General features: G+C 61.8%; 25 protein-coding genes and 1 pseudogene. 13 read left to right on the top strand and 13 right to left on the bottom strand.

The features are described from left to right. Positions 1-41: 41 nt before the first annotated feature. Positions 42-1,259, bottom strand: a complete 1,218-nt coding sequence (locus CO660_RS16535) for an SfnB family sulfur acquisition oxidoreductase (protein WP_097599621.1) — start codon at positions 1,257-1,259, stop codon at positions 42-44. A 282-nt stretch (positions 1,260-1,541) separates the two neighbouring features. Here CO660_RS16535 and CO660_RS16540 point away from each other — a divergent pair, with 282 nt between their 5' ends. Beyond that, positions 1,542-2,876: an LLM class flavin-dependent oxidoreductase gene (locus tag CO660_RS16540; RefSeq protein ID WP_097599622.1), complete on the top strand. Its 1,335-nt coding sequence runs from the start codon at positions 1,542-1,544 to the stop codon at positions 2,874-2,876. A gap of 18 nt (positions 2,877-2,894) precedes the next feature. On the opposite strand, the pseudogene CO660_RS16545 reads toward CO660_RS16540, so the two are convergent. Together CO660_RS16545 and CO660_RS16550 are read right to left on the bottom strand one after the other, a co-directional pair. After that, a pseudogene (locus CO660_RS16545) lies at positions 2,895-3,035 on the bottom strand (PIN domain-containing protein); the annotation flags it as partial. A gap of 24 nt (positions 3,036-3,059) precedes the next feature. Further along, a complete protein-coding gene (locus CO660_RS16550) occupies positions 3,060-4,130 on the bottom strand; it encodes a substrate-binding domain-containing protein (RefSeq protein WP_097599623.1) in 1,071 nt (356 codons plus the stop codon). A gap of 109 nt (positions 4,131-4,239) precedes the next feature. Between CO660_RS16550 and CO660_RS16555 the strand changes: the two genes are divergently transcribed. The 9 genes from CO660_RS16555 to CO660_RS16595 all read left to right on the top strand — a co-directional run bounded on the left by CO660_RS16555 (position 4,240) and on the right by CO660_RS16595 (position 12,946). Next, the gene (locus CO660_RS16555; RefSeq protein WP_097599670.1) at positions 4,240-5,274 is read left to right on the top strand and encodes a Gfo/Idh/MocA family oxidoreductase; all 1,035 of its coding nucleotides are present in this window, start codon (positions 4,240-4,242) and stop codon (positions 5,272-5,274) included. A gap of 11 nt (positions 5,275-5,285) precedes the next feature. Further along, positions 5,286-6,185 (top strand): sugar phosphate isomerase/epimerase, encoded by a 900-nt coding sequence (locus CO660_RS16560; RefSeq protein WP_097599624.1) that lies wholly within the window; start codon positions 5,286-5,288, stop codon positions 6,183-6,185. 104 nt (positions 6,186-6,289) lie between these two features. Continuing rightward, a complete protein-coding gene (locus tag CO660_RS16565) occupies positions 6,290-7,552 on the top strand; it encodes an extracellular solute-binding protein (RefSeq protein WP_085781544.1) in 1,263 nt (420 codons plus the stop codon). Positions 7,553-7,617: 65 nt separating this feature from the next. Beyond that, a complete protein-coding gene (locus tag CO660_RS16570; protein ID WP_085781543.1) occupies positions 7,618-8,526 on the top strand; it encodes a sugar ABC transporter permease in 909 nt (302 codons plus the stop codon). A 3-nt stretch (positions 8,527-8,529) separates the two neighbouring features. Next, positions 8,530-9,417: a carbohydrate ABC transporter permease gene (locus tag CO660_RS16575; RefSeq protein WP_097599625.1), complete on the top strand. Its 888-nt coding sequence runs from the start codon at positions 8,530-8,532 to the stop codon at positions 9,415-9,417. Between the two features lie 61 nt (positions 9,418-9,478). Beyond that, positions 9,479-10,555, top strand: coding sequence for an ABC transporter ATP-binding protein (locus tag CO660_RS16580; RefSeq protein ID WP_097599626.1), 1,077 nt, complete (start codon positions 9,479-9,481; stop codon positions 10,553-10,555). 106 nt (positions 10,556-10,661) lie between these two features. Then, positions 10,662-11,495 (top strand): inositol monophosphatase family protein, encoded by an 834-nt coding sequence (locus tag CO660_RS16585; RefSeq protein ID WP_085781540.1) that lies wholly within the window; start codon positions 10,662-10,664, stop codon positions 11,493-11,495. Positions 11,496-11,575: 80 nt separating this feature from the next. Then, positions 11,576-12,085: a peptide-methionine (S)-S-oxide reductase MsrA gene (msrA, locus tag CO660_RS16590; protein WP_097599627.1), complete on the top strand. Its 510-nt coding sequence runs from the start codon at positions 11,576-11,578 to the stop codon at positions 12,083-12,085. A gap of 81 nt (positions 12,086-12,166) precedes the next feature. After that, entirely contained in the window at positions 12,167-12,946 is a 780-nt protein-coding gene (locus CO660_RS16595) for a class I SAM-dependent methyltransferase (RefSeq protein ID WP_097599628.1), read from the top strand. 20 nt (positions 12,947-12,966) lie between these two features. Here the strand turns inward: CO660_RS16595 and CO660_RS16600 are convergent, their stop codons facing one another. The 6 genes from CO660_RS16600 to CO660_RS16625 are packed head-to-tail and all read right to left on the bottom strand — an operon-like array spanning position 12,967 to position 20,199. Further along, positions 12,967-14,256, bottom strand: coding sequence for an amidohydrolase family protein (locus CO660_RS16600; RefSeq protein WP_097599629.1), 1,290 nt, complete (start codon positions 14,254-14,256; stop codon positions 12,967-12,969). A 26-nt stretch (positions 14,257-14,282) separates the two neighbouring features. Then, entirely contained in the window at positions 14,283-15,227 is a 945-nt protein-coding gene (locus CO660_RS16605) for an ABC transporter permease (protein WP_097599630.1), read from the bottom strand. Further along, entirely contained in the window at positions 15,224-16,273 is a 1,050-nt protein-coding gene (locus CO660_RS16610) for an ABC transporter permease (protein ID WP_097599631.1), read from the bottom strand. Before CO660_RS16610 ends, CO660_RS16605 begins: the two co-directional genes overlap by 4 nt. Further along, positions 16,263-17,795 carry an ABC transporter ATP-binding protein gene (locus CO660_RS16615; RefSeq protein WP_097599632.1) on the bottom strand — a complete coding sequence of 511 codons (1,533 nt, stop codon included), beginning with the start codon at positions 17,793-17,795 and terminating at the stop codon, positions 16,263-16,265. The genes CO660_RS16610 and CO660_RS16615 overlap by 11 nt, the downstream gene beginning before the upstream one ends. After that, positions 17,792-19,204, bottom strand: coding sequence for an amidase (locus CO660_RS16620; protein WP_097599633.1), 1,413 nt, complete (start codon positions 19,202-19,204; stop codon positions 17,792-17,794). The genes CO660_RS16615 and CO660_RS16620 overlap by 4 nt, the downstream gene beginning before the upstream one ends. Before the next feature lie 8 nt (positions 19,205-19,212). Beyond that, a complete protein-coding gene (locus CO660_RS16625) occupies positions 19,213-20,199 on the bottom strand; it encodes a BMP family protein (RefSeq protein ID WP_097599634.1) in 987 nt (328 codons plus the stop codon). A 236-nt stretch (positions 20,200-20,435) separates the two neighbouring features. On the opposite strand from CO660_RS16625, the gene CO660_RS16630 reads away from it, so the two are divergent. Further along, positions 20,436-21,113: a lysophospholipid acyltransferase family protein gene (locus CO660_RS16630; RefSeq protein ID WP_245362255.1), complete on the top strand. Its 678-nt coding sequence runs from the start codon at positions 20,436-20,438 to the stop codon at positions 21,111-21,113. Beyond that, positions 21,110-22,039 carry a phosphatidate cytidylyltransferase gene (locus tag CO660_RS16635; protein WP_097599635.1) on the top strand — a complete coding sequence of 310 codons (930 nt, stop codon included), beginning with the start codon at positions 21,110-21,112 and terminating at the stop codon, positions 22,037-22,039. Before CO660_RS16630 ends, CO660_RS16635 begins: the two co-directional genes overlap by 4 nt. Before the next feature lie 11 nt (positions 22,040-22,050). Here the strand turns inward: CO660_RS16635 and CO660_RS16640 are convergent, their stop codons facing one another. From CO660_RS16640 to CO660_RS16650, 3 genes are all read right to left on the bottom strand, one after another. Next, on the bottom strand, positions 22,051-22,374 hold the full coding sequence (locus tag CO660_RS16640) for a chaperone modulator CbpM (RefSeq protein WP_097599636.1): 324 nt from the start codon (positions 22,372-22,374) through the stop codon (positions 22,051-22,053). Positions 22,375-22,376: 2 nt separating this feature from the next. Next, complete coding sequence (locus CO660_RS16645; protein ID WP_097599637.1) at positions 22,377-23,291, bottom strand: J domain-containing protein; 915 nt, start codon at positions 23,289-23,291, stop codon at positions 22,377-22,379. A gap of 134 nt (positions 23,292-23,425) precedes the next feature. Then, entirely contained in the window at positions 23,426-23,893 is a 468-nt protein-coding gene (locus CO660_RS16650) for a universal stress protein (protein WP_097599638.1), read from the bottom strand. A 217-nt stretch (positions 23,894-24,110) separates the two neighbouring features. Between CO660_RS16650 and CO660_RS16655 the strand changes: the two genes are divergently transcribed. Next, positions 24,111-24,974: an NAD(P)-dependent oxidoreductase gene (locus CO660_RS16655; RefSeq protein WP_097599639.1), complete on the top strand. Its 864-nt coding sequence runs from the start codon at positions 24,111-24,113 to the stop codon at positions 24,972-24,974. Between the two features lie 35 nt (positions 24,975-25,009). On the opposite strand, the gene CO660_RS16660 is transcribed toward CO660_RS16655, so the two are convergent. After that, positions 25,010-25,834 carry a phosphoenolpyruvate hydrolase family protein gene (locus tag CO660_RS16660; RefSeq protein ID WP_097599640.1) on the bottom strand — a complete coding sequence of 275 codons (825 nt, stop codon included), beginning with the start codon at positions 25,832-25,834 and terminating at the stop codon, positions 25,010-25,012. Positions 25,835-25,843: the final 9 nt, after the last annotated feature.

Raw genomic sequence — 25,843 nt, forward strand, 5'->3', positions numbered from 1 at the left:
GCCGGCGCGCCGGCGGTGGGTTTTTTGTTGGGGGCTCGAATTCAGAGCGCGCCGTTCTTTGGCGGCCTGACGCCGTTCAGGTGATAGTTGCCGACGACATGGTACTTCCACCGCACGGGATCGTGCAGCGTATGGGTGCGGGCATTGCGCCAATGACGGTCTAGATTGAGGCCGATCTGCACCGACGAGGTGCCGGCAAGTTCGAAGAGCGTGTTGGAAGCCTCGAGCGCCACCTCGGTTGTCAGCACCTTGGCGGCGGCAACGGCAAGTGTCGCCTCGACCACCTTTTCCTCCGTCGTCTCGACCTGCGCGGCGTCAACCTTGTGACCGGCACGTTCCACCAGTGCCGTCGCGGCTTCCAGCCGGATGGCGATCTGCCCCACCTTGGCGATCGTAAGAGGATCGTCTGAGGCGCGATCGAGGCCGCTATCCATCCAGGGGCGCGATTTCGTCCTGACGAAATCCAGTGTTGCGGCGAAGGCCGCGCGCGCAATGCCGAGATCCACACCCGCGTGGATGATCTGCCCCACCGAGCCGATCGTCGTGGGCCGCTCGAAGCCCCTGTGATGTAAAACCACGGAATCGGCGCTGACATAGACATTGTCGAGGATCGTCGTGCCGCTGCCGGTGGTGCGCTGGCCGAAGCCGTCCCAGTCGTCGACGATTTCCACGCCTTCGGTGCCCTTCGGCACGAAAGCCATGGTCAGCCGGTCTTCCGGATCAAGCGCGAAGACGGTGATCCAGTCGGCGAAGAGGACACCGGTCGAATAGAATTTGCGGCCATTGATCCGGTAGCCGGGCCCGTCGCGGGTGATGCGCGTATTGTAGTGGCCGACGGTCTTGGTGCCGCGCTCGGAAAGCGCATTGCCGAAGCGGTCGCCGGCCAGTACGCGGCCGAAGAAATAGCGCTGCTGCTCCTCGCTGCCATCGGTTCGCAACGACTCGAGAATGTAGAAATGATTTTGCGGGATCTGGCCGATCGAACCGTCGGCCTCCGACAGGATCGCAGTGATCTCGGCAAGCACGGCGTTGGAAACGTCGAGCCCGCCAAGTTGCGCGGGCACGGTGATCGCGAGGAGTCCGGACTGGGCGAGGAGATCAAGCTCGGCGAAAGGCAGGATCCGGTCGGCGTCACGTTCGGCGGCGCGCGCCGCAAATAGTGCAGCCAGCTTCCGCGCGGTGGCGATCGCCTCCTCGTCGCTGCCGATACGTGCGGCCACTGGCCGAATCTGGTCTGCTTGCCTCAGCACGCTGTTCATCGATGCCTCCAATTCTGACGATGCTATCGGTGAAAGAAATCGGGCGCCGAGATAAGAGTACAAATTCTATAGATGTGATCGAAAATAAAAAGTGTTTGCTTATCAGCCTCCCGCCCGCGCCATTACGGTTTGGAAGGAAGGGTCGCGCTGCGGTGCCACTTGGAACGCCGGAAAAGTTTGCGGCTGAAAATGCCGCTTGCGGCCTCGATTTGATTTCATCGCATTCCTACGTATCCGAGATCCGGGGCAGGCGTCCGCCGTGCCCAATCCATGAGGAACATCATGACCCCACGGCAGTTGCGCCTCGGCGCCTTCATGCGTCCCGTCAGTCTGCACACCGGCGCATGGCGCTATCCCGGCTCCTATCCCGACGCCAACTTCAATTTCGCACACCTGAAATCCTTCGCGCAGGCGTTGGAGCGGGCGAAGTTCGACGCCTTTTTCATGGCTGATCACCTCGCTGTGCTGAATATGCCGGTCGAGGCCCTGAGGCGCAGCCACACCGTGACCTCCTTCGAGCCGTTCACGCTGCTGTCCGCGCTGGCGGCGGTGACGGAGCGCATCGGCCTCGTCGCGACCGCTTCCACCACATTCGACGAGCCCTATCACATCGCCCGGCGATTTGCCTCGCTCGACCATATCAGCGGTGGCCGTTCCGGCTGGAACATCGTCACCACGTCCAATCCAGACGCCGCGCTCAATTTCGGCCTAGACGAGCACGTGGAGCATGGCGAGCGTTATCATCGTGCGCGCGAGTTCTACGATGTCGTGACCGGTCTTTGGGACAGCTTCGCCGATGATGCCTTCATCCGAGACCGGGAAAGCGGCCTGTTCTTCGATCCGGAAAAGATGCACGTGCTTAACCACAAGGGCGAGGAACTGAGCGTTCGCGGGCCGCTTAACATTGCCCGCCCGCCGCAAGGCTGGCCTGTCATCGTGCAGGCCGGCCAGTCCGATCCCGGCCGTCAGCTCGCAGCCGAGACCGCCGAAGTGGTTTTCTGTTCGCCGCGCGAACTGGCCGCGGGCAAGGCGCTCTATGCCGATATCAAGGGGCGCATGCAAGCAATCGGCCGTGATCGCGACCATCTCAAGATCCTGCCGGCCGCCTTCGTCATCGTCGGTGACAGCATCGAGGAGGCCCGCGCCAAACGCGCCACCCTCGACAGCCTTGTGCATTACGACAGCGCCATCGCCTCGCTGTCGATCGCGCTCGGCCATGATGTTTCCGGCTTCGATCCCGACGCGCCACTGCCGGCCGATATTCCCGACACCAATGCCAGCAAGACTGGCCGGGCACAGGTGCTGAAGCTCGCCGCCGAGGAGAAGCTGACCGTTCGCCAGCTGGCGCAGCGTTATGGCGGTTATGCCGGCCTCGCCTTCGTCGGCACGCCAGCAAGCATTGCCGACGAGATGGAACGCTGGCTGGAAGAAGAAGGCTCGGACGGCTTCAACGTCGTTTTCCCCTATCTGCCGCAGGGCCTGATAGATGTCACCGAAAGACTGATCCCGGAGCTCCAGCGCCGCGGCCTGTTCCGCAGCGAATACAAAGGCACGACGCTGCGCGAGCATCTCGGACTGCCGCGGCCGGAAAATCGCTTTTTCGCTGCACGTGCATGAGGCACGGCCGCGGGATGCTCAGTCCGGCGTTTCAAAACGCCAGGGATCGATGCATTCGACGCCTAAAGGGATGAAGTCGGCGATATTGCGCGTAACCAGTTTCAGCCCGTGTTCCAGCGCAGTGGCAGCGATCATCGCGTCTGCAGAGGGGCGTTTGTCTGTGCTATCTGAGTTTCGAGGCGCTCAGACGGGGGCTGCGACCTCAAACGCGTCGCTTTCTCCCGGTGACAGTTCGAGCGGCCAGATGATGTTGCGGCCGCCATCCGGATAGAGCCCGCGATAGGCCGGCATGCTGGCGAGAAGCGTCTGGCCGATCGCTATGCCGAGATCATGGAGCGACATGCGGAAGCAGCTGAGCGAGGGCTGCAGGAAGCGTGCGCGCGGGGCATCGCGGAAACCTATGACCGCAAGGTCGCGACCGGGGAGAATCCCCGACTCCATCAGCCGTCGGTAGAGGCCGATCGCCATGATCTCGTAGATCAAGATGACTGCGGTCGGCCGGTCTTCAAGCTGCAGCAGTTCATGTGCTGCGTGGTAGCCGCCTTGTTCGCTCGACTTGACGCGAATGACCAGCAAGGGATCGAAACGGATGCCGTGCCGTTCGAGCGCACGGCGATAGCTGTCGACAAAGAGATAGCCGAGATTGGCCTCAGTCGATGGCGCCGTAATCGCGATCCGGCGATGGCCGCGCGCGACCAGCCGTTCGACAGCGCTCTCGGCGACCCCCTCGAAATCGAGATCGACCCAGGGAAAATTGCCGGGCGAAAGGCTGCGGCCGACAGCAACGAAGGGAAGCTTCGCGCGCGAGAGAAGATCGATACGCCGATCGATTCGCTGCGTGTTGGAGATGATCATCGCATCGACGACACGTCGCGCCACCATGCGCTTGAGATATTCGCGCGGGTCCTCATCGGCCGGGCAGGGAAGCATCAGGAGGTCGAGCTTATGGCGGGCAAAGCAATGCTGCAGCCCGCTGGTGACCCCAAGGAAAAAGTTGTCGGCATTTTCGACCACTTCCCGGCTGGATTCAATCATCAAGCCGATGACCTTGGTTTCTCCCTGTCGAAGGCTCCGTCCCGACTGATTGGCGACGTAGCCGAGCTCTTCGGCCGCCGCCAGCACGCGCCGGCGGGTTTCCTCGTTCACGTCAGGTTTGTTGTTCAGCGCACGGGAGACCGTGCCGATCGAGATATCAAGGTGTTCGGCAAGCTGGCGGATGCCTCTCGCTGCTGGCGCTTTTCCTCTGCTCTGCATTTTCGCATTTCGCCTCTATTGACAGCGTAAAATGTTTTCGCCTACAGTCGTAAACGTTTACGGAATGCGTGTCACGAGGAGAGTTGGCGCCATTCTCTTGGAGGAAATCGTGAAATTCAGTGCCATTCTGTGCGGGTGCGGAGCTATGTCCAAAGGTTGGTTGCGCGCGATCGCTTCCAAGCCTCAACTCGCAGAGTCCATCGCCATCGTCGGCCTCGTCGACCTGAATCGGGAGACGGCAGAAAAGCTCGCCGCCGAGTTCGATCTGGAAGGTGCCGTCATCGGCTCTGACCTGTCCGAGGTCATCGCTGCCACGAAGGCGGATCTCGTCTTCGATATCGTCATTCCAGCGGCCCGGTACGATGTCGTTTCGACGGCGCTGAAGGCCGGCTGCCATGTGCTGAGCGAAAAGCCGATGGCCGCCTCGCTCGCCGAGGGGGCCGCCCTGATCGATCTCGCCGCCGAGAGCGGCCGCATCCACGCGGTCATCCAAAACCGCCGCTTCATTTCGGGGATCAGGCGCCTGCGCCGTTTCGTCGACAGCGGTGCGATCGGCGAGCTTACCGCCATTCATTGCGATTTCTTCCTCGCGCCGCATTTTGGCGGCTTCCGCGAGGAGATGGACAATGTGCTGCTTCTCGACATGGCGATCCATACCTTCGATGCGGCGCGCTACGTCGCGGACAAGAAGCCGCTCGCCGTCTATTGCGTCGAACGCAATCCGAAGGGTTCCTGGTACCGGCATGGCGCGTCGGCAAACGCCATCTTCGAATTTTCCGACGACATCGTCTTCACCTATCGCGGCTCATGGTGCGCCGAGGGTGAGCGCACCAGTTGGGAAAGCCAGTGGCGTCTCGTCGGCTCGAAGGGAATGGTGACCTGGGACGGCGAAGAGAATTTCAAGGCCGCCGTCGCCGGCGAGGAGCCGGGTCTGTTGCGCGGCATTGTTTCCGTAAACGTTCCCGGTCCAGAACATGACGAGGAAACCCACGGCCACGCCAGCGTCATTGCCGATTTCATCGCGGCGATCCGCACGGGCAATCAGCCCGAGACCGTCAATTCCGACAATATCAGAAGCCTTGCGATGGTCTTCGGCGCGATCGAAAGCGCCAAGACAGGCCGGCGCATCGAAATTTCAGCATAGGATCAACTGACGTGAGCAATCCTGCAAAATCCATTCGCATCGGCACCATGGTCAGCGGCAACAAGGGCGACGCCGCCACACGCATCGGCCAGATTGCCGAGCTGGGCTTCGAGAGCTTCGAACCGTTCTTCTGGCAGACGACGAAGGGACAGAACCTTGCCGAGCTCGGCAAGCGCTGCCTCGACGCGATCGGCGACCGCGACATCACCATTTCGACGCTCGGCATGTTCGGCAACCCACTGGAAGAGGACGCGATCGACCTGGAGACGTTGCAGGGCTGGAAGGACTGCATCGACAACGCTCATCATTTCGGCGCCACCTGCGTCGCCGGCTTCACCGGACGCATTCGCGGCAAGCCGCTGACCGACAGTCTGCCGCGCTACAAAGAGATCTGGAGCGAACTCGCCAAACGCGCCGCCGACAAGGGCGTCAAGATCGCCTTCGAGAATTGCGCCATGGATGGCAATTGGGCGAATGGCGACTGGAACATCGCTCACAACCCGGATGCCTGGGAATTGATCTTCAACGAGACGCCGGATGATCATATCGGGCTGGAATGGGAGCCCTGCCATCAGATGGTCTATCTGATCGATCCCATGCCGCAGATCCGCAAATGGGCGCACAAGTTTTTCCACGTCCACGGCAAGGACGCGACCATCCGCTGGGAGGTCATCAAGGAACACGGCATCTTCGGCAAGGAGAAGTTCGTCTACATGCGCACGCCGGGCTTTGGCGACAGCAACTGGACCGACATTATCTCCGAACTGCGCCTTGCCGGCTGGTCCGGCTCGATCGACATCGAGGGATGGCACGACCCGGTCTATCGCGACGAACTTGAGATGACTGGCCAGGTTCACGGGCTCAACTATCTAAAGAAATGCCGGGGCGGAGATTTCATTGTTGATCCCTGATCAACCGCCTAAAATGGAGCGCCGCCGGGCTGGGAGGCTGGGCGGGGCGCCATGACTGACTATCTGGTCTTTTCGCGGCGCAGCCGCTTTTTTGGGAGGAAGGCATGAAAAGAATTGCAACACTTGCGCTAGCACTCGGCACGGCGATGCTGATGACATCGATCGGCCATGCCGAACAGAAGACCTTCAAGATCTGGTGGTTCGAGGAGCCGACCACGGCTCAGGGCATTGTCTGGAAGAAGGCGCTCGAGGAGTTCAAGGGGAAACATCCTGATATCACCGTCAGCTTTGAGCAGAAGACCTTTCAGCAGTTGCAGGCCTCAGGCGGCATGATCCTCAATTCCGACCAGGCTCCTGACGTGCTCGAGTACAACAAGGGCAATGCGACCGCTGGCTTGGTTGCAAGCCAGGGATTGCTGACCAATCTGGATGACTACGTAAAGAAGGAGGGCTGGGACAAGATCCTTAACGAGGGCGATTTTGTCCTAAGCCGTTATGACGAAAAGGGCATCTATGGCTCCGGCCCTGTTTGGGGCGTCTCTGTTTTCGGCGAATATGTTTCGTGCTTCTACAATATTGACATGTTCGAAAAGGCAGGCCTCAAGCCGCCGACGACGCTTGAAGAGTGGGTCGCTGACTTGGAAGCCTTCAAGCAGAAAGGTATCACGCCTCTCGCGCTCGGCGCCATCGACACCAGTGGCCAGCACTTGCTTGCCTCTCTCGCCTACACCAAGGCCGATGACGCCTGGATCCAGAATTATCAGGGTTTGAAGGCCCCTCTCGACGGCGCGCCTTACCTCTATGCGGCGCAGACATTGGTCGACTGGGTTAGCAAGGGCTACATCAGCAAGGACTCCACGGGCATGAAGGACCCGGACGCTGCTCTGCTGTTTACCTCCGGCAAGGCACCGATGTACGTCTCGGGCACGTGGAATCTCGGCACCTTTGCCTCGACGATCAAGGACTTCAAGTGGGGTCAGTTCGTGATTCCGACGCCGAAATATTCTGTCGGCTCGACAGGCAATCTCTGGGTCGTTCCCAAGAGCAGCAAGAATCCCGACCTCGCCGCCGAGTGGATCAGCCTGACCTTGTCGCCGAAGTACCAAGCTGAACTCGGCAATGCGGGGGGCGTCCCGATCGCCGCTGATCTTTCCGCCATCACCAATCCCATCGGCAAGAACGCCGCAGCGGTTTTCAAGCAGATCTCTGACAAAAACGGCCTCGGCTTCTATCCTGACTGGCCGGTCCCCGGCTACTACGACGTGCTCAATCAGAAAGACACCGGCCTCTTCCAGGGCAGTCTGACTGCGGAGCAGTTCGTCGAAGAGATCAAGCAGGTCTACGACGACGCGCAGGAGAACCAGTAGCGCGACCTTGAACGCTGGGCTGCGCTCCGGCGCAGCCCATTGTGGTAGGCTGAAGGAAGAATGACATGGCCATATCCAGCCAGCGATCGAGCGACGGGTCACAAAGCTATAGCCTCTACCTCATCCCGGGGGTGATCGGCTTCATTCTGATCGTGCTCATACCGCAGCTTGCTAATATCGGGCTGAGCTTCACGGCATGGAAAGGCGTTGGCACGCCGCGACCGGTCGGCCTGCAGAATTATCATCGCCTACTTGCGGACGATCAATTCTGGGGATCGATGTATCACACGCTGCTGTTCATCGTCTCGATGACCGTGATACCCGTGTGCATCGGCCTGGTCCTGGCCGCTCTGCTGTTCGACTATGTCAGGGACCAATTCGGGGAATGGGTCTCAAGCTTCTTCAGGGCCGGTTTTTACTTGCCGCAGATCCTGCCGGTAACGGTCGCGGGCGTGCTCTGGGGCTGGATTCTCAACCCCGTCGGTGTCATCAACATCACGCTAAAGGCCATCGGCCTCGATAATCTTGCCCAGAACTGGATTGGCGACGCGACATACGCGCTTGCTGCCGTCTCGCTCGTTATTGTCTGGATACAGGTCGGTTATTGCCTGGTGGTTTTCATGGCCGGTCTTTCGCGCATCGACCCGTCTCTCTACGAGGCTGCCGACCTCGACGGGGCAAACTGGTGGAGCCGGCTGGTGACACTCACGATCCCACTCCTGGCGCCGGAGATTTTCGTCGTCGTGCTGACCACGTTGATCGCAGCACTGAAAGTCTTTGCGCCAATTTTTGTCATCACCGCCGGCGGCCCCGACAACTCGACCCTGGTGCCATCCTATCTGACCTACTACCACTTCTTCACAACCCAACGCGTCGGCTATGCCGCAGCTATCGCGGTCGTGCAGACGACTCTGACGATCGCTTTGGCTGTGATTTTCCTACGCTTCCAGAGCCGGCAGGAGTCGAAGGGGTAGATCATGGCTTACTCAGTTCTCAGCGATGGTAAGACCAAGGCAAAGGCGACGGCGGCAGCCGATGGCGCGCGACGCGATTCCATGCGGTGGGTGGTGCTGGCGATCCTAATTCTACTCCTCGCCTTTACGCTCTTTCCCTTTTTCCTTGCTCTGCTCAACGCCTTCAAGGCGAGCGCCGAATACGCGGTCGGCGGACCGCTTTCAATTCCCAGGTCGATCGATCTCACGGCGATCGAGAAATTCTGGACGGTGTCTGATTTCAGCCGCAAGCTGCTCAACAGTGTGGTGATCAGTCTCTCCGTATCGGTATTGGGGGTACTGATAAGCCTGTTCAACGCCTATGCGATTGGCGTCGGCAAGGTGCCGGGGTCGCGCGTGATTTTGGTGGTCTTTCTTCTCGGCATCATGGTGCCGCAGGAGTCCATCATTTACCCGCTTTACTACATGGCGAAAGCGAGCGGCCTCTACGATACACAGCTTTCCGTGATCATCATTTTTGCGGTCCTGCAAAGCGCTTTTGGGACTTACCTGCTCTCGACCGTGCTGAGTACCTTTCCCAAGGAAATCCTTGAAGCGGCGGAGATGGATGGCTCGACCCACTGGAAGACGCTTTGGTTCGTAGTCGTCCCGGTGCTGAGACCTACGCTCATGGTCCTCGGAACCTTCTTTTTCATCTGGACCTGGAACGAATTCTTGATCCCGCTCGTCATGCTGGTGTCCAACAACAACCAGACGGTCTCGGTTGCCATGGGCCTTACCCGTGGACAGAACATGTCGGACCCGGTGCTGCAGGCCTCGGCGGCTTTCCTGGGTATAATACCGACCGTGATCTTCTTCTTGATCTTCCAGCGTACCCTAACACGCGGCATCGCCGCCGGAGCGGTCAAGTGACCACGTTTTTCACCCTTGACCATCTCATCGGTCCCGTTTGGGGGCCAGCAAGGTTTTCGGTATGAGCCAGGACATCCAAATCGAACTCTCGGGCGTCGAGAAGCACTACGGCGCTTTTCACGCGCTTAAGAACGTCAACCTTTCAATTCCCAAGGGCACGTTCGTGGCGCTGGTCGGTCCGTCCGGATGCGGCAAGTCCACGTTGCTCCGTTCGCTTGCCGGGCTGGAAAAAATTACCGGCGGTACGCTGAAGATTGCCGGCAAGGTGATGAACGACGTGCCGCCGCGGGCACGCGATATAGCCATGGTTTTTCAGAGTTACGCCCTCTATCCGCATATGACGGTAGAACAGAATCTGACCTATTCGCTGAAAATGCACGGCGTCCCTAAGGCCGAAGCAAAAAAGAAAGCCGAGGAAGTCGCTGTTATCACCGGTCTTTCCCGGCTGCTCGACCGTTATCCGCGCCAGCTCTCCGGGGGCCAACGGCAGCGCGTCGCCATGGGCCGCGCCATTATCCGCAATCCCCAGGCCTTCCTATTCGACGAGCCGCTTTCCAACCTTGATGCTGCGCTACGTGTCTCGATGCGCAAGGAAATCCGCGCCCTGCACGACCGGCTGGGCGCTACCTTCGTTTACGTCACGCACGACCAGGTCGAGGCGATGACGATGGCCGATCATGTGGTTGTCATGCGTGACGGCATCATCGAACAGCAGGGCGCGCCGCTTGACCTATACGACCGTCCGGCCAACCGCTTCGTCGCCGGCTTCATCGGCTCGCCGGCGATGAATTTCATTCCCGCCATCGCTGCCGAAGACGGCAAGAGCCTTGTATTGGATTTCGGAGCGGTGAAGCAGAGGGTTGCGATAGCACGCGTGGTCGAACCCGGACGTAAGCTCGTCGCCGGCATCCGGCCGGAGCATATCGAGGTGGTCGCGCCCGGGCAGGGCAGCTTCGACGTGCCGATCGCCTTTGTCGAGTCGACAGGCTCCTCGACCTTCATCGTCGCAGCGACGCAGCCGGAACTGACGATCGTCGAGACGCGGCGCGACAAGGTCAGACCAGGAGAGATGATCGGACTATCGGTCGATCCGGCCCAAGTCCATCTCTTTGACGCATCGACCGAGCGCCTGATATAAGACCCGTCAGGCGCGGACAGCTTCAAAAAACCCTCACCGGTCTCTGCGAAGGGGGTGGCTCCGCACGGTTCACTTCGTTCATATCTGCAGCATCCGGATTTTCTTCATGGCATCCTCCCCGACATCAGCGCGCCTATCCCCGAACGCGTCGCCCCGCCTCATCGTGCTTGCCGAAACGGTGTTGAAGGCGGGCGAGACGGCCCGAGCCTCCCTACGGCGGCGGACATCCGGGGAAATGCTGGCCAAGGCGCCCCGCGATTACCAGACCGAGATCGATGTCGCGGTCGAGCGTATCATCGTCGAGGAGCTTACGAAGGCCTTTCCCGATTATGCCATCCAGGGCGAGGAGGCTGTCGGCAACCGCACGGCCGGGCCGGAGACGCCGATCATCTACATCGACCCGATCGACGGCACGACCAATTACGCCTGGGGCCTCCCGCATTTCGGTATCACGATCTCGATCGCCGAAGGCAGCAGGCAGGTGGTCGGCGTCGTCTATGATGCCATGCAGGACGAGCTCTTCAGCGCCGAGATCGGCGGCGGCGCCTATCTCAATGGCGAGCGCATCCGTTGCGCCGATGTCGGCGACATCGAGAACGTGCTGATCGGCGCCGGCCTGCCCATCCCGGGCCAGGTCAAGGCGGTGGCGGAAGACAGCTATTTCGAAGCCATCAAGCGCCTTATGGCGAATACGGCAGGCGTGCGTCGCCTGGGCTCGGCAGCGCTGTCGATCGCCTATGTCGCCTGCGGCCGGCTGGACGGCTTCTTCGAGGACGGCCTCTCGATCCATGATTTCGGCGCTTCGGCGCTGATGGTCGAAGAGGCCGGCGGCATAGTCACGCGTTTTTCCGGCGCGACAGTCGACGGCGCTGGAGACATCCTAGCCGCCAGCAGGGCGCTGCATCCCTGGCTCAGGGAGGGTTTCCAGATTAGGACATAAGCCGCCGCGGCCGGCGGATTTCCATCTTATGGAAATCGGCGACGTGAGACACTATCTCATGGCAAACAAGGAGACCTCCAATGACCGAAGAACGTGCAGTGCTCGCCGGCGGTTGCTTCTGGGGCATGCAGGACCTCATCCGCCGCTACAAGGGCGTGATCTCGACCCGCGTCGGCTATACTGGCGGCGATGTGCCGAATGCCACTTACCGCAACCACGGGACCCATGCCGAGGCGATCGAGATCATCTTCGACCCCGCCCGGATCAGCTACCGCGAAATCCTCGAATTCTTCTTCCAGATCCACGATCCGACCACACGCAACCGCCAGGGCAACGACGTCGGGACGAGCTATCGCTCGGCGATTTTCTACACCAGTCCTGAGCAGGAGCGTGTCGCCCGCGATACGATCGCCGACGTCGATGCTTCGGGCCTGTGGCCCGGCAAGGTCGTCACCGAAGTTGTGCCGGCCGGCGATTTCTGGGAGGCCGAACCCGAGCACCAAGATTATCTGGAGCGGATCCCTAACGGCTATACCTGCCACTTCGTCCGGCCCGGCTGGAAACTGCCGACCCGCCAGAAGATCGCCTGATACCGCTCATGGATGCCGGGAGAAACTCCGGCATTCTCATCAAACCGATGATCGAAGCTCACGCGAAGCAGAGTCAGTGTCATGGCGTTCGATCGTGCCGATTTTTACGATGCAGAATTGGCGCGCCATAACCGGCACCTTCGGGATGCTGCCGACGTCGGCGCGGATGACCGGGTGCTCGATATCGGCTGCGGTGCGGGGCAGACGACGCGTGAAGCCGCCCGCGCCGCGTCTCAAGGAGAAGCGGTCGGTGCGGATATTTCCGTAGAGATGCTCCAGATCGCAAGGCGACGGAGCGCTGCGGAGGGTTTGCGAAATGTGGTGTTCGAGCAGGCAGACGCGCAATTTCACGCCTTTCCCGCTGCCAGCTTCGATCTCTGCATCAGCCGGTTCGGCGTGATGTTTTTTGCCGATCCGGCGGCGGCCTTTGCCAATATCGGCCGGGCAATGCGTCCGGGCGCGCGTCTTGTGTGGATGGTGTGGCAAAGCCGAGAGCGTAACGAGTGGTCTGGCGCCATCCGGCAGGCCCTGGCACCGGGAACTGTGGTTTCGGCAGGTTGTCCCGACCCGTTTTCGCTTGGCGATCCTCCCATAGCCAAGGACCTTTTGAGCGCCGCAGGTTTCACGTCGATCGACTTTGCCGACCTGCGAGAGCCTGTCTTCTATGGACCGGACGTCGATGCGGCGTCTGATGCGCTCGCCGGCCTCTATCTGGTGAAGGATGCGCTTGCACACACCGATGAACCGCCTGGCAAACCGCTGCAGCGTCTGCGCGAGTTGCTCGAGGCGCATAGGACGCCGGAGGGAGTGTTTTTCGACTCCCGCGCCTGGATCATCACAGCTCGCCGCGCGGCGGGATAGTATGCAGGCGTCATCGCGTCTCAATAGCGCGGTGCGTAGTCGAGGCCGCCGTCGATCCGGGAAGGACGCCCGTCCAGGAAAAGCTCGCCGATGCGCGGCGCCGAGCGGGCGACGACCTTGCCGCGGCGGATCACCGCCAGCCGGTTCGGCTTCAGCCGCAGCGCCTCCAGCGTGTCGCGCGCCTGGAGGATGACGAGGTCGGCGTTGCATCCCTTATCCAGACCGTAGTCTGCAAGTCCCATCGTCTTCGCCGAGTTGACGGTCAACGCGTCGAAGATCTTCTTCTTGTCGTCGATGCCGGCCATCTGCGCGACATGGATCGCCATGTGGCCAACCTCCAGCATGTCGCCCGATCCCATCGAATACCACGGGTCCATAACGCAATCGTGCCCGAAGGAGACGTTGAGTCCGGCATCCATCAACTCACGCACGCGGGTCATGCCGCGGCGTTTCGGATAAGTATCGTGCCGGCCCTGCAGCATGATGTTGATCAGTGGATTGGGGATGACGTTGATTTCAGCCTCCGCCATCAGCGGGATAAGCTTGGAGACATAGTAATTGTCCATCGAATGCATCGAGGTCAGATGCGAGCCGGCGACACGTCCCTGCAGGCCGAAGCGGATAGTTTCAGCCGCCAGCGTTTCGATATGGCGCGACAGCGGATCGTCGGTTTCGTCGCAATGCATGTCGACCGGCAGGCCGCGATCGGCGGCAATACGGCAGAGCGCCTCGACCGAGGCCGTCCCTTCGCCCATCGTCCGTTCGAAGTGCGGAATGCCGCCGACAATGTCGACGCCCATGTCGAGAGCCCGGTTGAGCGCGTCGATCGCGCCCGGCGAGCGGTAATAACCGTCCTGCGGGAAGGCGACCAATTGCAGATCGATATAGGGCGCCACCTTCTCGCGGACCTCGATCATCGCCTCGACGGTCACCAGCCTGGGATCGCTGGTATCGACATGGCTGCGGATGAAGAGCAGGCCTTGCGTCACCGCCAGATCGCAATAGCGCAGCGCACGATCGACCAGCTCTTCCCTCGTCACGATCGGGCGCAGCTCCCCCCAGAGCGCGATACCTTCGAGCAAAGTGCCGGAGATGTTCATGCGCGGCAGGCCGAGCGACAGGGTAGCGTCCATATGGAAATGTGGATCGACGAAAGGCGGGCTGACCAGCCTGCCGGTGGCGTCGATTTCTTCGCCCGCCTGCGCCTGCAGATTGCGCTCGACGGCGATGATCCGGTCGCCCTCAATGCCGATATCGATGCCGGTGCGGCCATCGGGGAGATTTGCGTTTCTGACGATCAGATCGAACATCGGAGCCTCGTTGGATGTGGACGGTCTCAGCGCTCGCCGCGACGATACGCCTGCATCAGCGCCTGCGGAACGCGGGCGCGGCGCGCCATGACGGCAAGTGCGGCAATGGAAAGGATATAGGGCGTCATCAGGAAGAGCTGATAGGGCACAAGCCCGCTCAGCACGGTCTGCAGCCGAAGCTGGAAGGCATCGAAGAAGGCAAAGAGAAGGGCGCCGAAAAGCGCCCGGCCCGGGCGCCAGGAGGCGAAGACAACGAGCGCGATGCAGATCCATCCGCGTCCCTGCACCATGGTCGGGAAGAAGCTGTTGAACGCCGACAAGGTCAGGAAAGCACCGCCCATTCCCATCAGCGCGCTGCCGATAATGACTGCGCCGTAACGCACCTTCATCGGGTTGACGCCCTGCGCTTCCGCCGCATGCGGGTTCTCGCCGGTCATGCGGATCGCAAGCCCGACGGGCGTGCGGAAGATGATGTAGGCCATCAAGAGGGCGATCAGCATCGCAAGATAGGTCGGCGCGGTTTGCGTGAAGAAGGCGGGGCCGATAAACGGTAGCGTCGAGAGGCCGGGAATGGCGATCGGCTGGAACGGCACGATGGTGGGCGGCGTATTGGCAAGCGGCACGATCAGCCGGAAGACATAATAGCTGAAACTTGACGCAAAGAGCGTGACGCCGAGGCCGGAGACATGCTGGGAGAGGCCGAGCGTCACTGTCAGCCCCGCATGCAGCAGGCCGAAGACGCCACCCGCAACCGCGGCAATCAGCAGGCCGGTCCAGAGATCGGCGCCATGATAGACGGAAAGCCAGCCGATCATCGCCCCAAAGGTCATGATGCCTTCGATGCCGAGATTGAGCACGCCCGCCCGTTCGCACAGCAGGGCGCCGAGCGTGCCGAAGATCAGCGGCGTGGCGATCCGCAGGATCGCCGCCCAGAGGCCGGCGGAGGCGATAATGTCGAACAATTGCGTCATCGCCGGATCCTGTACTGGGTGAAGAACAACGCGATCAGCATCGTCAACAGCGACAGCGCCACCGTCACATCGGCGATATAGGTCGGAATGCCGAGGCCACGGCTCATGCCGTCGGCGCCGACGAACATGGTGGCCGTAAAAATCGCGGCGAAGACGACGCCGAGCGGATTGAGGTTGGCAAGCATGGCGACGACGATGCCGGCGTAACCGAAACCGGGCGACAGATCGGTCGTCACGCAACCCTTGACGCCCATCACCTCGATTGCGCCGGCGAGCCCCGCAAGCCCGCCCGAGAGACAGGCGACCTTCACCAGCGTTTTGCCGAGGGGCACGCCTGCGAAGACCGCACCGGCAGGATTGAGGCCCGCAGCGCGGGACTGCATGCCGAAGACGGTGCGGGACTGGACGAAATGGACGACGACGGCAAGAGCGATCGCGATCGCAAAGCCGATATGCAGGCGCGATCGGGCGAGCAGTTTCGGCAGCATGGCGTGATCGCTGACGGATTGCGATTGCGGCCATCCGAAGGCGAGCGGATCCTTGAGAACGCCGTCGATCAACATCGAGACGAAAAGCACGGCGATGAAGTTCAGGAGCAGGCTGGTGACGACCTCATCGACGGAAAAGCGCAGCCTGAGCCACAGCGGAACCAGGATCAGCACCATGCCGGCGACGGCGCCGATCAGCAGCAGGAGCGGGATGAGGATGGGCGCGGGGAGATTGCCAAGTAGCTTCGAACTCGCCGCAGCGACGGCGATGGCGCCGAGGTAGAACTGGCCCTCGGCGCCGATATTCCATAGCCGCGCCCGAAAGGCGACGGCGGCCGCAAGCCCGGTCAACATCAGCGGCGTTGCCCGCGTCAGTGTTTCGGTCGCCGAAAGCCGTGAGCCGAAGGCGCCGGTCAGGATGCGCCGGTAGGCATCGAGAACGGGCGCGCCGGCAATCGCGATCAGGATGCCCGCCAGAGCCAGCGCTGCGATGACCGCAACGACAGGCGTGAATATCAGCAGGGAAAGCGGGCGGTGCTCGCGGCGCTCAAATCGCATGGCCGGCCCCTGGAGTTTCCTGCCATTCACCGGCCATCATCAGCCCCAGCCTGCGGGCGTCGGCGTCTTCAGCCTCGACGGGCGGCGACAGGCGGCCGCCGACGATCGCCTGTATGCGGTCTGCAAGTGCGATCACCTCGTCGAGATCCTCCGAGATCAGCAGCACGGCGGTTCCCTGCCGGCGGGCTTCGAGCAGGCGTGCGTGCACGGCGGCGACTGCACCTTCGTCGAGGCCGCGGGCAGGCTGCGCGGCAATCAGGATACGCGGCCGTCGATACAGGCTGCGCCCGAGAATGAGCTTTTGCATATTGCCACCGGAAAGCAGCCGGGTGCGAATTGCCGGGCTGCCGCCGCGAACGTCGAATCCGTCAATGATCTCCCTCGCGAAAGCCATGCCGGCCTTGCGGTTGACGAGACCACGGCGCGAAAAGGCCGGTGAGGCGATCCGCTCCAGCACGGCGTTTTCCCAGATCGCCATTTCGCCGATCACACCCTCATTGTTGCGGTCCTCGGGAATGCGGCCGATGCCGGCTTCGACGACATCGGCGACGCCGAGATTGCCGATGGTTTCCCCGAACAGCTTGAGCTCGCCGGCGCTGCGCGCCAGCGTTCCCGACAGAACATGCGCCAGCGCCGCTTGGCCATTGCCGGAAACGCCGATAATGCCGAGGACCTCTCCCTGATGCAGCCGCAAGCTGATCGATTTCAGCCGGTCGACCCCGCCCGTGCGCACCGTTACACCGGCAGCTTCGAGGACAACGGCGCCGGGTGTCGATGGTTCGCGAACGGGCCGTGTCACGCGGCGTCCGACCATCAATTCAGCCAGCTCCACCTTGCTCGTGTCCGATGCCCTGCGTTCGGCGACCATCTTGCCTCCGCGCAAGACGACGATGCGGTCGGCCGCCGCCATGACCTCATCGAGCTTGTGCGAAATGAAGATCAAGGACAGGCCCTGGCGGGCCATCTCCTTGAGCGTCGTGAACAGTCGCTCGGCCTCGATGTTGGTCAGCACCGCCGTCGGCTCGTCGAGGATCAGGATGCGGGCGTCGTTGTAGAGCGCCTTGAGGATTTCCACCCGCTGCTGCTCGCCGACCGACAGATCGCCAAGGCGGGCTTCCGGATCGACGGTGAGGCCGAAGCGTTCGGAAATCGCCAGGAGCTTCTTGCGCGCCGCCGATGTTGCCGACCGCCAGGACCACAGTTTTTCAGTACCGGTCATGACATTTTCGAGGACCGTCAGATTGGGGGCGAGCGAAAAATGCTGGTGCACCATGCCGACACCGGCGCGGATCGCCGCGCGTGGCTTTCCCTGCGGCACCTCCGCGCCCTCGATCAGAATTCGCCCGGCGTCCGGCATGTAATGGCCGAAAAGGATGCTCATCAGCGTCGTCTTGCCGGCACCATTCTCGCCGAGCAGGGCCACGATCTCGCCCCTCGCGAGCGTCATGGAAATATCGTCATTGGCGAGATTGTCGCCGAAGCGTTTGCTGACACCGATAATTTCCAGAACAGGCCCGGTCATGTCGCTAATCCTGCGACCGGAAAACGGTGCTGCCATCGCGCCTCGGCCTCCAGGCGTGCCGCCAGCGACAGGAGGCGTGGCTCCTGGCCCATCGACGCTATGAGTTGCACCGGCAGCGGCATGGCGTGCTCATCCTGTCCGAAAGGGAGCGTCAAAGCAGGGAAACCTGAGATATTGGCCAGACAGGCAAGCGGCGCAAATGCCGCCATGCGTTCGAGATGCAAATTCGTGTCGGCATGATCGGACGGAAAGGAGCCTATCGCAAGAGGCGCGGATGCAAGCATCGGCATCAGGATGCAATCGACCTTGTCGAACAGTGCCCAAAGGGCGTGGCTCACCAGAACGGCATCGTTCAGCGTGTTCCAGAGCATGGACGCCGAAAGCGCCCGGCCGCGGGCCGCGAAAGCCTGCGTGAGAGGCTCGGCCCTGCTTTCCTCAAGACCCGCTGCCTCGATGAGTGCGGAAAGGTTGACGGAAACGATATCGGCAAAGGCGCGGCCGCTGGCGGCGACGCTCCATTCGAAATCGGCCCACGCCAAAGGAACGATGACGTGTCCGTCGCTCTCCAGCATGCGCGCCGCGTCTTCGACGGCGGCAAGCCGGCTACCCTCGGTCGGATAGGTCGGCCCGGTATCGGTCAGCAGGCCGATCCGCAGACGGCCGTTGTCGATATCGGTGGGGGCGGGATCCGGAACGGGTCCGCGCGAATTGCCGCTCAACCGGTCGAAAATCAGCGCCGTATCCCGCACCGAGCGGCAGACCGCCAGTTCGCTGGCAATACCGGCGAGGTGGTTGCCGAAGGATGGACCGCCGGGAATGGCGCCGCGGGTCGGCTTCAGTCCGACGAGGCCGCAACAGGCGGCCGGCACGCGGATCGAGCCGCCGGCGTCGGTGGCATGGGCGATCGCGACGATGCCGGCCGCAACCGCTGCCGCCGCGCCGCCGGACGAACCGCCAGCGGTGCGCGCCGGATCGAGCGGATTGCGGCAGACCGGTCCAATTGCCGGTTCGCTGGCGAGCGATAGACCGAATTCCGGGCTCGTCGTCAGGCCGAACAGGCAGAAGCCGGCATCGCGAAAGCGGGAAGCGAGATCGGAATCGGTTTCGCCGCCCTTTCTTTCCAACAGGCGGGAACCCGCCGTGACCGGCAGTCCTCGAAAGGGACCGCCAAGATCTTTCGCCAAGGTCGGCACGCCGGCAAAGGGCCGGGCAGAGAAATGATCCGGCGCGCTCCGCCGTTCCCGGTCGCTGGCGTGTGCGTTGGCGAGGCCCATGGCGGCATCGAGATAGGCGATCGCGCCGAGCGACTCACGCCGTGCAGCTCTCTTGAGAGAGGCCTGCATCGCTTCCGCAGCGCTCAGGCTGCCGCGCCTGATCGCTGCCGCCAGCTCCGTTGCGTCGCCCTGCATGGACCGAACTACTTCGGCTCGTCCATCATCTTCGGAACTTCGAAGGTGCCGGCCTTGATCTCCGCGCGCTTGGCTTCCATCGCAGCTTCCGCCTCGGCAGGCGCCACGCCCTTGACGAAGACGATATCGCTGCCGCCTTCCTTCATCAGGCCGTAGGATGTGTAGTTTCGGCCCACCGGTTTGCCGGCGGCGACATCGGCGATCGCGGCATTCAGGATCGGACGGAAGTACCACATGGCGTTGGCGAAGACCGTATCCGGATAACGCGGCGTATAATCGATCAGCGAGCCGACCGACCTGATGCCGCGTTCCTTGGCGGCGTCGGCCGTGCCGATGCGTTCGCCGAACAGGATGTCGGCGCCGGCGTCGATCTGGGCAAGGCCAGCTTCACGGGCCTTCGGCGGATCGAAGAAAGTGCCGATGAATGCGACGAGGTGTTTTGCATCAGGGTTGACCGCCTTGACGCCGGCGGCGAAGGCGTTGATCAGCATGTTGACCTCGGGAATCGGAATGGCGCCGACCGAACCGACGATGTTCGACTTGGTCATCTTGCCCGCAAGCATGCCAGCGAGATAGGCGCCGTCGTGATTCCAGGTGCCGAAAACACCGAAATTGTCGCCGGCTTGCTCGCCGCTCGAACCAAGCACGAAAGCGGTATCGGGATAGTCGGCCGCGACCTGACGGGCCTCCTTCTCCACGGCATAGGCCTCGCCGATAATCAGCTTGTTGCCCTGTTCGGCATATTCGCGCATGGCGCGGGGATAATCGGTGCCTGAGACGCCTTCGGAGAACACATATTCGATGACTCCGTCCTTGGCCGCGTCCTGGAGGGCCTTGTGCAAGCATGAGTTCCAGGCATTTTCAACCGGCGACGCATGGATGCCCGCAACTTTCAGGGGCGCAGCCGCCCTTGCTAGCGGGGCGAAGCCGCTGACGCCAAGCGCAATGCCCGACGCGATCACTGCCCGGCGTGAAATCAACATGTCTTTGGTCATTGATTGTTCCCCTTTTTTTACCAGCTGGTTCAAAAATCATAGTAGCGCCTAAAAACGTGTCAAGCAGTGAACCGGCTCAAAAATCAGGCTAATCGGCCGCAGCAGCCTGGCTGAATGAACGAGACGTCCTAGGTCTGCATGCCCGGTGCCGCCGCGCTTCTCGGGCCGGATCTGCAGGGCTTGGCGCGACAACTCCGGCAGGCTATGCATAGAACCGTTGGGTTGGGGAAATTGAAATGGGTGAAGAAGAAGACGCCTCGCGGCGGCCGATCGCGAGCCGGTCGTCGTCCTGGGCGATCGCCCTCGTCCGTCGCCTTCTCGTGCTGTTCGTGCGGATCATGGTCGGCGCCCGAAGCGAGTGGCGGGGCTGTACGCCCGACCTTCGCCGCCGCATCTATTTCGCCAATCACAACAGCCATGTCGATACTGTTGCCGTCATGGCTGCCCTGCCGTGGCCGGTGCGACGGCTGACCCACCCGGTCGCGGCGCGCGATTACTGGGGAACGAGCGCCTTTCGGCGTTTCATTGCCGAGAAAGGCCTGCGCGCCGTCCTGATAGACCGCAAGCCTCTGCCCGACAGCAACCCGCTGGAGCCGGTCGAGCGCCTGCTGGAGGAGGGGTGCTCGGTCCTGATCTTCCCGGAAGGAACGAGAAGCTCCAGCGAGGAGATCGCCCCGTTCCGCAGCGGCATCTATCGTCTTGCCTGTCGTTTCCCCGATGTCGATCTCGTGCCGATCCATCTCGACAATCTTCAGCGCATCCTGCCGAAGGGAAGCTGGCTCATCGTGCCGATCACCTGCACGGCCCGGTTCGGCAAGCCGCTGCGCGTCGAACCGGGCGAAGGAAAGGACGCATTCCTGGCCCGCGCCCGTGCAGCAGTCATCGAGTTAGCGGACGGAAAGCACATCGCATGAGCAGCTTTTTCTCCATCGTGCTTGCCGCAATCCTCGGCCTGCTGGCCGTCGCCTCCGCTATTGGTTTCATCCTTCAGCGGCGCGCGACCGAGCCCGGATCCGTCGCCACCGTGCATAACCTCAATGCCCGCATCCGCTCATGGTGGATCATGGTCGCGATATTCGGCGGTGCGATCCTGCTCGGCGACACCGCTGTGGTCGTCCTGTTCGCATTCCTGTCCTTCATGGCGCTGCGCGAATTCTGGACGCTGACGCCATCGCGGCGCGGCGATCACCTGGCGCTGTTCCTGTCCTTCTTCGTCGTCCTGCCGGTGCAATATGTGCTGCTCGGGACGCTATGGTACGGCCTCTTTTCGATCTTCATCCCGGTCTATGCATTCCTAATCCTGCCGGCAGTGGCGACCCTGACGGGCGACGTGAACGAATTCCTGGCGCGCACCGCCAGGGTGCAATGGGGATTGATGCTGACGGTCTATTCGATCAGCCATGCCCCCGCGCTCCTGATGCTGGAGACCGGCACGCCGCCCGCCCTGCTGCTCGTCTATCTCGTCATCGTGGTGCAGCTCAGCGACGTCTTCCAGTATGTCTGGGGAAAGCTCCTGGGGAAACACCGCTTCTCGCCGAACATCAGCCCATCGAAGACGCTCGAAGGCCTCTTCGGTGGCGGCGCATCGGCCATCCTGGTGGGAACGCTGCTCTATCGCCTGACGCCGTTCTCGCCTCTGCAGGCCGCAGCCGTCAGCACCGTCATCGTAGTCGCCGGCTTCTTCGGCGGCTTCGTGCTCTCGGCCATCAAGCGCGATCTCAACGCCAAGGACTGGGGTTATGTGATCGAGGGCCATGGCGGCGTGCTCGACCGCCTGGATTCCATCACATTCTCAGCGCCGCTGTTCTTTCATATCGTCCGCTATTGGTTCACGACCTAGGCGCCGTCTAATCAAGACCGATCGAGATCCTCCAAGATCTCGAACAGCCGGCGCTGAACATCCCGCTCCTGTCTGCCAATGGCCGTCATCAGCCTGGCCATCGTTCCCCGCAGCCCATGCAGCTCGTCCACCAGCTCCATGACGATATCAACGCCGGCTTCGTTGACGCCCATATTTCCCATCAGGTCCAGAATGAGCCTTGCGCGGGCGACGTCAGCGTCGCGAAATTGTCGCTGACCGCTCGATGTCTCCGGGATCAGCCAGCCCTGTTCGATCCAGAAATCGAGTTGGACGACGTCGATTTTCAAGTAAAGACGGAATTCGAGATCATCCATGATCAGGCCTCCATGTTCTTTCTCGGATCGTATGGATGTGCGGCCGCCCATTCCTGCACAAGAGACGTGAGCCGATCGTCAGGGCGATCGGGCAATACGATCTTCAGCGAAACATAGACGTCGCCGTGCCCACCGCCGCGTTTCGGAACGCCCTTGCCCTTGAGACGCAGGACCTTACCGGTGTTGGAGTGCGGCGGCAGCGTCAGGCTGACAGCTCCGGAAGGCGTCGGTGCGCGAACCTTGCCCCCGAGCACCGCTTCACTGAGCGAAATCGGCAGTTCCAGGCGAATGTCGTCGCCGTCGCGCGTGAAGAAGCGATGCGGGCGCACATGAATTTCGATCAGCGCATCGCCAGCCGGCCCGCCTCCGATGCCCGGCTCACCCTTACCGCGCAGCCGCAAGGTCTGGCCGTCGCGAGTTCCCGGTGGAATTTGCACCTCAAGTGCGGGTCCATCGGGAAGCTTGACTTCGGTTCTGGCGCCGTTGACGGCTTGGAGGAAATCGACCTCCATGGAGAACCGCCGGTCCTGACCATGGCTCCGCGACCGACCACCGCCGGTGCGGCGCGAAAAGAAGTTTGCAAAGATATCGTCGGCATCGCCGAAATCGGCGAAGCCGGCACTGTTGTGATAGGGATCGTCGGGACCGCTTGAGGAGGCATAGTCGCGATAATAGCTGCGCTGGGCCCGCTCGGCGCCCGACATATCGATCTCGCCGCGGTCGAAGCGGCCGCGCTTCTCCTCATCGCTCAAAATCTCGTAAGCGGTCGAAATTTCCTTGAACCTGTCCTCGGCGTGTTTGTCGCCGGGGTTCAGGTCGGGGTGAAGTTTCTTGGCGAGCTTGCGGAACGCGCTCTGAATATCCTTCTGCGTCGCATCCCGCTTCACGCCCAGAAGCTCATAGGGATCCTGGCTCATGTACATCTCCGGTCGGGCAGTGAATACTGCTGGTTGGGTTGGGATTGATATAGGTTGCCAGGCCGCCGCCGGGGAGGGGATGCCCGCAAGCGTCAAAAGCCGGCCGTGTCATGTTCGGCGGAAGCTCGCCAGGATCAGAGCAAAGCGACGTTTTCTGCTTGAGCCGCAGCATCCTCACCGGCATGGTCCAGGCGCCGGTCGATAAGAACAGAGCACCCGGCATGGCGCACCACCTTCTCGACGATCGAGGAGAAGACATAGTCGGTGATATCGGGCACGTGGGATGACAGCAGGATGAGATCGGCAGCTCTCTCCCTAGCGGCCGATACCAGCAGCGCGGCGGCAAGGCCGATGCGAACCTCGATCATCGCCGGGATGTCCAGATCCTTGCACAGTGACGCAAGTTTCCGCTCGGCATCGACAATGGCAGCCGTCTCGAACTCTTCGGGAATGTCGGTCAGGTGGCGGTGCGGGATATTCTCAATGACGTGCACGACGACAATGGTTCCGCCTTCGTCCACCAGCGCCGCAGCCCGGCGCAGCAGGCGGTTTGCCGTCTGTCTGGAGCCCATGCCGATGCCGCAGATGATGGTGCGATACATTGAGATCAATATCCTCGAGGCGAGTCATTTCCGTCATCATAGCGCTATCGACAGCGCCTGCGTTGACTAAAGTCAAGCCGCGCTCTCGAACGATCGAAAGAGGGCGGGCAATGGATGATCGCGGTTCAGGACACGAATTCTGCCGCATTGTCGCAGTTGACGGCGACCGGATCAGCGATAGCTCTCATGCGACGCCGTCAAACCGTTGAGGTTCCACATGCCGAACTTTGCTATTATCGGAGCGGGCGCGATGGGAAGCGCTGTCGCCAAACGGTTGATCGACCACGGCGCAACGGTGCTGACCTGTCTCGAAGGGCGGAGCGAGCAGACGATCGCGCGAGCCAAGGCGGCCGGCATGGTGCCGGTAGGCCGCCTTGAGCTGGCCAAGGCCGAGCTGATCCTGTCGATCGTTCCGCCGGCCGAAGCAATCAAGGTCGCCGAACTGATCGCGGACATATCAGCTAAGACGCCGGTGCCGCCCTTCATCGACCTCAATGCCATTGCACCGAAGACGATGCAGGTGCTTGCGGCCCGTTTCGATGGCAGCGGCGTGGCGGTGCTGGACGGCGCCATCATTGGAGGACCGCCGGTTGCCGGAAAATCAGGTCCGAGTATCTATGTCAGCGGCGACAGCGCAGAGCACAGCAGACTGCTCGAAGATTACGGCTTGCAGGTCCGCCGTCTCGATGGACCGCTTGGTGCAGCTTCAGCACTGAAGATGTGTTATGCCGGCATCAACAAGGGATTTATCGGCCTCGGCGCCGCGATGCTTCTCGCCGCTTCCCGCTCGGGCGCTGCCGATAGCCTGAAGGTCGAACTCGCCGAAAGCCTGCCCGACTTCGACCGCAAGCTGTCGAAATCCATTCCTGACATGTATCCGAAGGCCTATCGTTGGGTTGCCGAAATGCAGGAGATCGCCGATTTCCTCGGTGCGGGCGATCCGGCAGCAGCCATCTTCCAAGCCATGGCGGATGTCTTCTCCAGGCTGGCAGAGGATGTGGAAGGCAGCCGCGCCCTCATCGCGCAGCTGGACGAGATCCTTTGCTCCCACCGAGCATCCGGCGCAATGGTCATGCCATAGCTCATCGCCGCTGCCGGCAACCCGTACCGAGCCGCCTAAACCTTTGCGAAGTCCTCGACCTGCGCGCGGATGGCGACCTCGGTCGGCAGCCGCTCCATCGAACTTGCGCCGTAGAAACCGTTGCATCCCTTGCAACGGGCCAGCACGTAGGCCGCATCCGCGGGCATGGCGATCGGGCCGCCATGGCAGAGCACGATGACGTCGTCGCGTACCGACCTCGCGGCATCAGACCATGCGTTGATTTTCTCCACGCATCCGTCGAGCGTCAGCGCCGTTTCGGCGCCGATCGCGCCTCCCGTTGTCAGGCCGAGGTGGCAGACGACGATATCGGCACCGGCCTTGGTCATGGCGGCGGCGTCATCGCTGCTGAAGACATAGGGTGTCGTCAGCATATCCTTAGCGTGCGCACGGGCGACGATGTCGATTTCCAGCTCAAAGCCCATACCGGTCTCTTCGAGATTGGCGCGGAACGATCCGTCGATCAGCCCGACCGTCGGAAAATTCTGGATGCCGGCAAAGCCCATAGCCTTCAATTCGTCGAGGAAGTGATCGGGCAGCATGAACGGATCGGTGCCATTGACGCCGGCAAGCACCGGCGTGTGGCGCACGACCGGCAGAATCTCGCGGCCCATTTCTTTTACGATTTCGTTGGCATTGCCGTAGGCCAACAAGCCGGCCAGCGAGCCACGCCCGGCCATGCGATAACGGCCGGAATTATAGATCACGATCAGGTCGATGCCGCCGGCCTCCTCGCTCTTGGCCGAAAGGCCCGTGCCGGCGCCGCCGCCGATGATCGGCCGGCCCTCGGCGATCTTGCGGCGAAGCTTGTTCAGAATGTCGTTTCTATCGATACGGGACAAAACTCTCTC

Source organism: Rhizobium sp. L9 (assembly GCF_002531885.1).
GTDB lineage: Bacteria > Pseudomonadota > Alphaproteobacteria > Rhizobiales > Rhizobiaceae > Rhizobium.